Annotated in this window: 7 protein-coding genes and 1 rRNA gene; 7 read left to right on the forward strand and 1 reads right to left on the reverse strand. The window is 40.3% G+C overall.

What is annotated here, in order from left to right:
* Positions 1–130 precede the first annotated feature (130 nt).
* The 4 genes from rrf (at position 131) to BO222_RS06310 (ending at position 1697) form a co-directional block, all read left to right on the forward strand.
* Positions 131–236, forward strand: a 5S ribosomal RNA gene (rrf, locus tag BO222_RS06295).
* A 266-nt stretch (positions 237–502) separates the two neighbouring features.
* Positions 503–805 (forward strand): CNNM domain-containing protein, encoded by a 303-nt coding sequence (locus BO222_RS06300; RefSeq protein WP_075819382.1) that lies wholly within the window; start codon positions 503–505, stop codon positions 803–805.
* Complete coding sequence (locus BO222_RS06305) at positions 735–1319, forward strand: CNNM domain-containing protein (RefSeq protein ID WP_143356958.1); 585 nt, start codon at positions 735–737, stop codon at positions 1317–1319. The genes BO222_RS06300 and BO222_RS06305 overlap by 71 nt, the downstream gene beginning before the upstream one ends.
* Positions 1320–1346: 27 nt before the next feature.
* On the forward strand, positions 1347–1697 hold the full coding sequence (locus tag BO222_RS06310) for a CBS domain-containing protein (RefSeq protein ID WP_075819386.1): 351 nt from the start codon (positions 1347–1349) through the stop codon (positions 1695–1697).
* On the opposite strand, the gene BO222_RS14390 is transcribed toward BO222_RS06310, so the two are convergent.
* Complete coding sequence (locus BO222_RS14390) at positions 1649–1978, reverse strand: MurR/RpiR family transcriptional regulator (RefSeq protein ID WP_083647706.1); 330 nt, start codon at positions 1976–1978, stop codon at positions 1649–1651. The genes BO222_RS06310 and BO222_RS14390 overlap by 49 nt on opposite strands.
* 545 nt (positions 1979–2523) lie before the next feature.
* Here BO222_RS14390 and BO222_RS06320 point away from each other — a divergent pair.
* From BO222_RS06320 to tnpA, 3 genes are all read left to right on the forward strand, one after another.
* Complete coding sequence (locus BO222_RS06320) at positions 2524–3717, forward strand: acetate/propionate family kinase (RefSeq protein ID WP_075819390.1); 1194 nt, start codon at positions 2524–2526, stop codon at positions 3715–3717.
* A 19-nt stretch (positions 3718–3736) separates the two neighbouring features.
* Positions 3737–4675 carry a DHH family phosphoesterase gene (locus tag BO222_RS06325; RefSeq protein ID WP_075819392.1) on the forward strand — a complete coding sequence of 313 codons (939 nt, stop codon included), beginning with the start codon at positions 3737–3739 and terminating at the stop codon, positions 4673–4675.
* 321 nt (positions 4676–4996) lie between these two features.
* Positions 4997–5284: IS66 family insertion sequence element accessory protein TnpA (tnpA, locus tag BO222_RS06330; RefSeq protein WP_198931968.1), on the forward strand; the 288-nt coding region annotated here is incomplete at its 3' end.

Here is a 5284-nt window from a genome sequence, read left to right on the forward strand (position 1 = left end):
AGAGATGCATGAAGTTGGCTGATACTAATCGGTCGAGGGCTTGATCGAAGCAAGCGAAGTGTAAAACACAAAGAACAAAGACAACAGACAAGAAGGATGTCGCTGATGTTTGGTTTTGAAAGATCCAAGGTGTGGTCTTGATGGCAGAATGGAAATACCCAGACACTTTTCGAACCTGGCAGTCAAGCATTCTAACGGCGACGATAGTGAACAGCGAAAATAGCAAGAGGCCATGCAAACAGAAAGCCGATCTGAGTGAGCAATCACTTCGGATCGGCTTTTTCTTTTTCTGAAATGCATTGAAAACGTTTCAAATCGGTTTGCAAAATGTAAGCAGTAAATAGGCAAAACCTTGATGCTGATGTGAATCTTTTTTTTGATGATTTTCTATTTCTTCACTTCGCAGCCATTTCTGATTGAGCAATTCAGAAGATTGACGACGTAACCTAAGCTATAATCCTCTTCATCAGATTTAAATAAAGTATATCTTAGTGGAGGAACTATGCCTGACTGGTTGTGGATGATCGTGCTTCAGGTCATTCTTATTATTTTGAATGCTGTATTTGCGGGTTCAGAAATTGCGGTACTGTCTGTAAATGAGTATAAAGTCAAAAAGCTCGCAGACGAAAACAACAGACAAGCTAAAAAACTTGAAAAGCTTATTAGTGATCCAAGCCGTTTTTTTTCTGTTATTCAGATTGCTATTACTCTTTCTGGATTTTTAGGAAGCGCCTTTGCTGCTGATAATTTCTCTGGAATTCTGGCTGACTGGAATTGGAATCGGGCTCCCTTATCATGTTCTTGACACAATTGTGATCTTGTTGATTACCATGATTCTTTCTTATTTTACGTTAGTATTTGGCGAACTTGTGCCTAAACAGATTGCAATTCACAAAAGTGAGCAGATGGCTCTGGGTGTCAGCGGACTGATCAGTGGGATCGCATTTCTATTTTCACCGCTTGTTAAAGTACTTACCTGGTCAACAAACACAGTTCTCAGAGTGCTTGGCATCAATCCGAATTCAAATGAAGAAGAAGTCTTTGAAGAAGAAATAATTATGATGGTAAACGCCGGAGAGCAAAAAGGAACAATTGATACTCAGGAAAAAGATCTGATCGAGTGTCTCTTTGCTTTTGATGACAGGCAGGCAAAAGATATTATGGTGCATCGAACTGAGATGATACTGCTAGATCTAGACAATCCGGATGGCTGGGATCATGCCATCTATGAAACAAAAAGAGCTTTTATACCGGTGTTCTCAAAGACGGCAGACCATATCCTAAGTATTCTAAATGTGAAAAAGCTGTTGCGTAACTGATCAGATAACTGTTTAAGAGCAAAAATTATGGCTGCTCTGGAAAAGCCCGTATTTGTCTGGGAATACATTGGTGCAGATGAACTATTTACCAAAATGAAGAAAGAACGTCTGAATATGGTGATTGTTCTAGATGAATATGGAGGGGTCAGCGGTCTTTTGACACTGAACGATCTTATTGCTGAGCTGATCGGGAATTTCAACGAAGAGGATGGATTGATCTTCAATGAAGATGGAAGCTGTTTGGTAAACGGATTTACCAAGATTGAGAAGATTAACAAAAGTTTTAAAACTTCGATCGATGAAAAATATCAAACGCTCAACGGTCTGGTCTATGCAATGCTTGATGGAGGTAAAAAAGGAATTTTCTCCACAGGATGAGACCAGCTGTAAGCCTGTGGATATTTTCCGATTTCCTGCTGGATGCGGTTTCTGAATTCCAGATGATTTTCCATCCCGATCTGGCGGATAAATCTGGATAGAGTCGCACAGGAAACATGACAGAGTTCGGATAGTTCGGTCAGTGAGTAATCAGGAATTTGATCAAAATGATTCAGCAGACATTTTGAAATAATTGTCGCGGTATCTTCTGATCTTCCGGTAATGGAAGTTTCAATCAGCAATTCGTACACGCTGTTATATGAATTATTAGAACTAAGCATAGTAATAAGGTATTTTTGGCAGGAAAATCCAATCCATGATTACTTATCATTCGATTTGGACTCATAAAGATTGAGCCTGATGATCTTATCGTATGGAAAGACAAATCACTTTAAAAGCTTTTTTTCAATTATCCGATAGTTCGTATACTGCCATCTTTTTATAGGATAGATTGATTGAATCAATTTATTGGTCAAAGGATTTGGTTATCTCAAACAGATCCATCAACTGGTGCTGATGAATTCACTTTATCGAAAACAATTATATTGAAGTCTGTCAGAGGTATCGGAAAAGGTGAAGGAATATTATTAAGGAATATATAAAATATATGGTAAATATAACTTTAACAAGATAATTTCCAGCTCTTTTGTATTCAATTAAAAAGAACCGCATAAACGAAATAAAAAGTCGCTCCAAGATTGCAAATGTTGCGGCTGCTCTGTTGAACTTAGTGCTTTTCATTAGCTTTGGTTGTGCTTTCAGAACGAAAAGCGTTTAATTAGGGTTGGATGTATTTAATGGATGATTGAAAAAGGAGATTTAATTTATGGCTATAGTGATGTCGGTCAATGCCGGAAGCTCATCTTTAAAGTTTCAGGTATATGACATGCCGAGCGAAAAAGTGCTCGCAAAAGGACTCGTTGAGCGCATTGGACTTAACGATGGAGTTTTTACAATCAATGTGAATGGAGAAAAATTTACCGAAACAACAGAGATTCCTGATCATGAAGTTGCAGTCAACATGCTGATTGAAAATCTGATCAAGCACCATGTTGTAAACTCTCTTGATGAAATCAAGGCTGTCGGCCACCGCATGGTTCACGGTGGTGAATACTATGCAGATTCAGTAGTCGCTACTCCTGAAGCTGTAGCAAATGTTGAGGAATGTGTACCTTTAGCACCTCTTCATAACCCAGCTGGACTGTTAGGTTACCGCACATTTGAAAAAGCTCTGCCAAACGCAGTTCATACTTTTGTTTTTGATACCGCTTTCCATCAGAGTATGCCAGAAGAAAACTATATCTATCCGATTCCTTATGAATATTATGAAAAAGACCATATCCGCCGTTATGGCTTCCATGGCACTTCTCATAAATTCCTGAAGGACCGCTACGCTGAACTGAATGGCATTAAACCAGAAGAAGTAAATATCATTACCTGCCATCTTGGAAATGGAGCTTCCATCACTGCGATTAAAGATGGAAAATCATTTAAAACTTCAATGGGACTGACTCCGCTTGCAGGTGTTGAAATGGGTACCCGTTCTGGAGATATTGATCCAGCGATTCCTTTAGTTCTTCAGAAGAAATATGGTTACAGTGCTCAGGAAATGGATGATATTCTGAATAAAAAATCCGGTTTGCTTGGTGTCAGCGGAGTTTCCTCAGATTCCAGAGATATTGATAAAGCAGTTGAAGAAGGCAATCATCGTGCAAAACTGGCTAAGAAAATCTTTGAGGACCGTGTGATTGAAACCGTTGGCGGATATAACGCATTAATGGGTGGAGCGGATGCCATCGTATTTGCCGGAGGCATTGGTGAAAATGCCCCAGATATTCGCAAAGCCATTATTGATGGTCTGAACGTATTTGGTGCAAAAATTGATTCTGAAGAAAACAACTGCCGCGGCAAGGAGAAAATCGTTTCAACTCCAGATTCCAAAGTCAAAGTATGGGTAATTCCTACTGATGAAGAAGTCATGCTGGCAAGAGACGCTTATAAAAATCTTGAAAATGCCTAAATCAGAACAGTTAAAAAATTTGGCAAAAAAGCTTCAGTCTGAAATTGAAGCAGCCAATACAATCACTCTGTTTCGTCACGTTTTTCCTGATCCAGATGCATTAGGATCACAGCTGGGTCTCAAAGGATTTCTTGAGTCAAATTATCCGGATAAGAAAATATTTGCCCTTGGTCAGGACGGTCAGGGTAAAAAGATGGATGAAGCGAGCGATGAAGACGTAAAAAACTCATTAGCGATTATACTTGACTCTGCAACTTCACCTAGAATTGATGACGACCGCTGGAAAACAGCCTCAAAAACCATTCGAATCGATCATCATGTTCGAGTAGAAGATTATGGTGATCTTGAACTGGTTGATGAGGACGCTACAGCTACCTGCGAGCTGATTGCGAGAATTCTCAATGAACTTCAGGCAAGTATTCCTTCCGAATCGGCTCAGCTGCTTTATGAAGGATTGATCGCAGATAATCTGCGTTTTGCGGTCAATAAGACATCGCCGGATACATTTTTGGCAGCAAGTTATCTGGTCAGGCAGGGCGTTGATCTGGCTAAGGCGAATGCAAACGTGTTTGCAGGAACCTATCAGGACTTTGTTTATGAGAATAAAGTTCGTCAAAATGCCTACCGCAAAAATAACGCTCTGATATCAGTCATGGATCAGCATGATTACCTTAGCTGCGGGATGGATTTTTCAAAAGCCAAGGAAAAAGTCTATGCCCTGGGAAATATTATAGATATTGAAGTTTGGGCATTATTCACACGAATGGAAGATGGAATTCATTATTCAGCTTCTTTACGCTCAAGACGAATTCCAATCCGTGATATTGCAGTCGAATATGATGGAGGCGGTCATGAACTGGCCAGCGGAATTAAAAATCTCAGTGCGGCTCAGGTATCTGAAATCGCCGCTGAACTCGCTGAACGTTCATTGACTGCACCTGAAGAAGAAGTACAATAAGCATTGTTTGGATGTTATTTAAATATCCTTATATTAAAAACATATTCGTGGCATCGCCTGCCCCAAATTACACCCGTTAAGACAGCAGGCCGCAAGGTGTGAAATGCAGTAAGTCTGTTGGCTTTAGATCATGGGCTATACATGAAGGATCATAAAAACTCCGTAGTTGAATTGGCTATGGAGTTTTTTTGCTTTTTCAGAAAGACAAGGCCTGAGAAAACGGTTTTTATGAATGTTCAGAGTAACCTTTTGAAATTTTCACGGGCTTAGATCCTCCGGTTCCAGTCGATATTCTGTATTCGACTAGAACTGGAGGATTTTATGCATAATTATCTGTTTTCCAAATCCCGTGAACTGAATCAGGAACAGTGGATGAACCTGGTTGATCAATACCAGGTGTCAGGTCTGACTCAGGCTGGCTTCTGCGTCCAAAACGGCCTGGCTTTATCCACCTTCCAGTACTGGCGCAGAAAAGCTGCCGCCGTATCGCCTGCTTCAGCGGCTCTTGAATTCGTAGAAATTGACAGGACGGTCTTCCTGGATTTGGAAGGATCAGACGAGAGTCCAAAGCCGGTGATTGAAATCACTGACAGCGACCGAACGATCCGT

Origin of the sequence: Ileibacterium valens, assembly GCF_001945525.1 — a bacterium.
GTDB classification, from domain to species: Bacteria; Bacillota_I; Bacilli_A; order Erysipelotrichales; family Erysipelotrichaceae; genus Ileibacterium; species Ileibacterium valens.

What these genes read in the sequence shown, in the direction of transcription:
- BO222_RS06300 (WP_075819382.1), top strand. Translation starts at nt 503, where the DNA reads ATGCCTGACTGGTTGTGGATGATCGTGCTTCAGGTCATTCTTATTATT.
- BO222_RS06310 (WP_075819386.1), top strand. Translation starts at nt 1,347, where the DNA reads ATGGCTGCTCTGGAAAAGCCCGTATTTGTCTGGGAATACATTGGTGCA.
- BO222_RS14390 (WP_083647706.1), bottom strand. Translation starts at nt 1,978, where the DNA reads ATGCTTAGTTCTAATAATTCATATAACAGCGTGTACGAATTGCTGATT.
- BO222_RS06320 (WP_075819390.1), top strand. Translation starts at nt 2,524, where the DNA reads ATGGCTATAGTGATGTCGGTCAATGCCGGAAGCTCATCTTTAAAGTTT.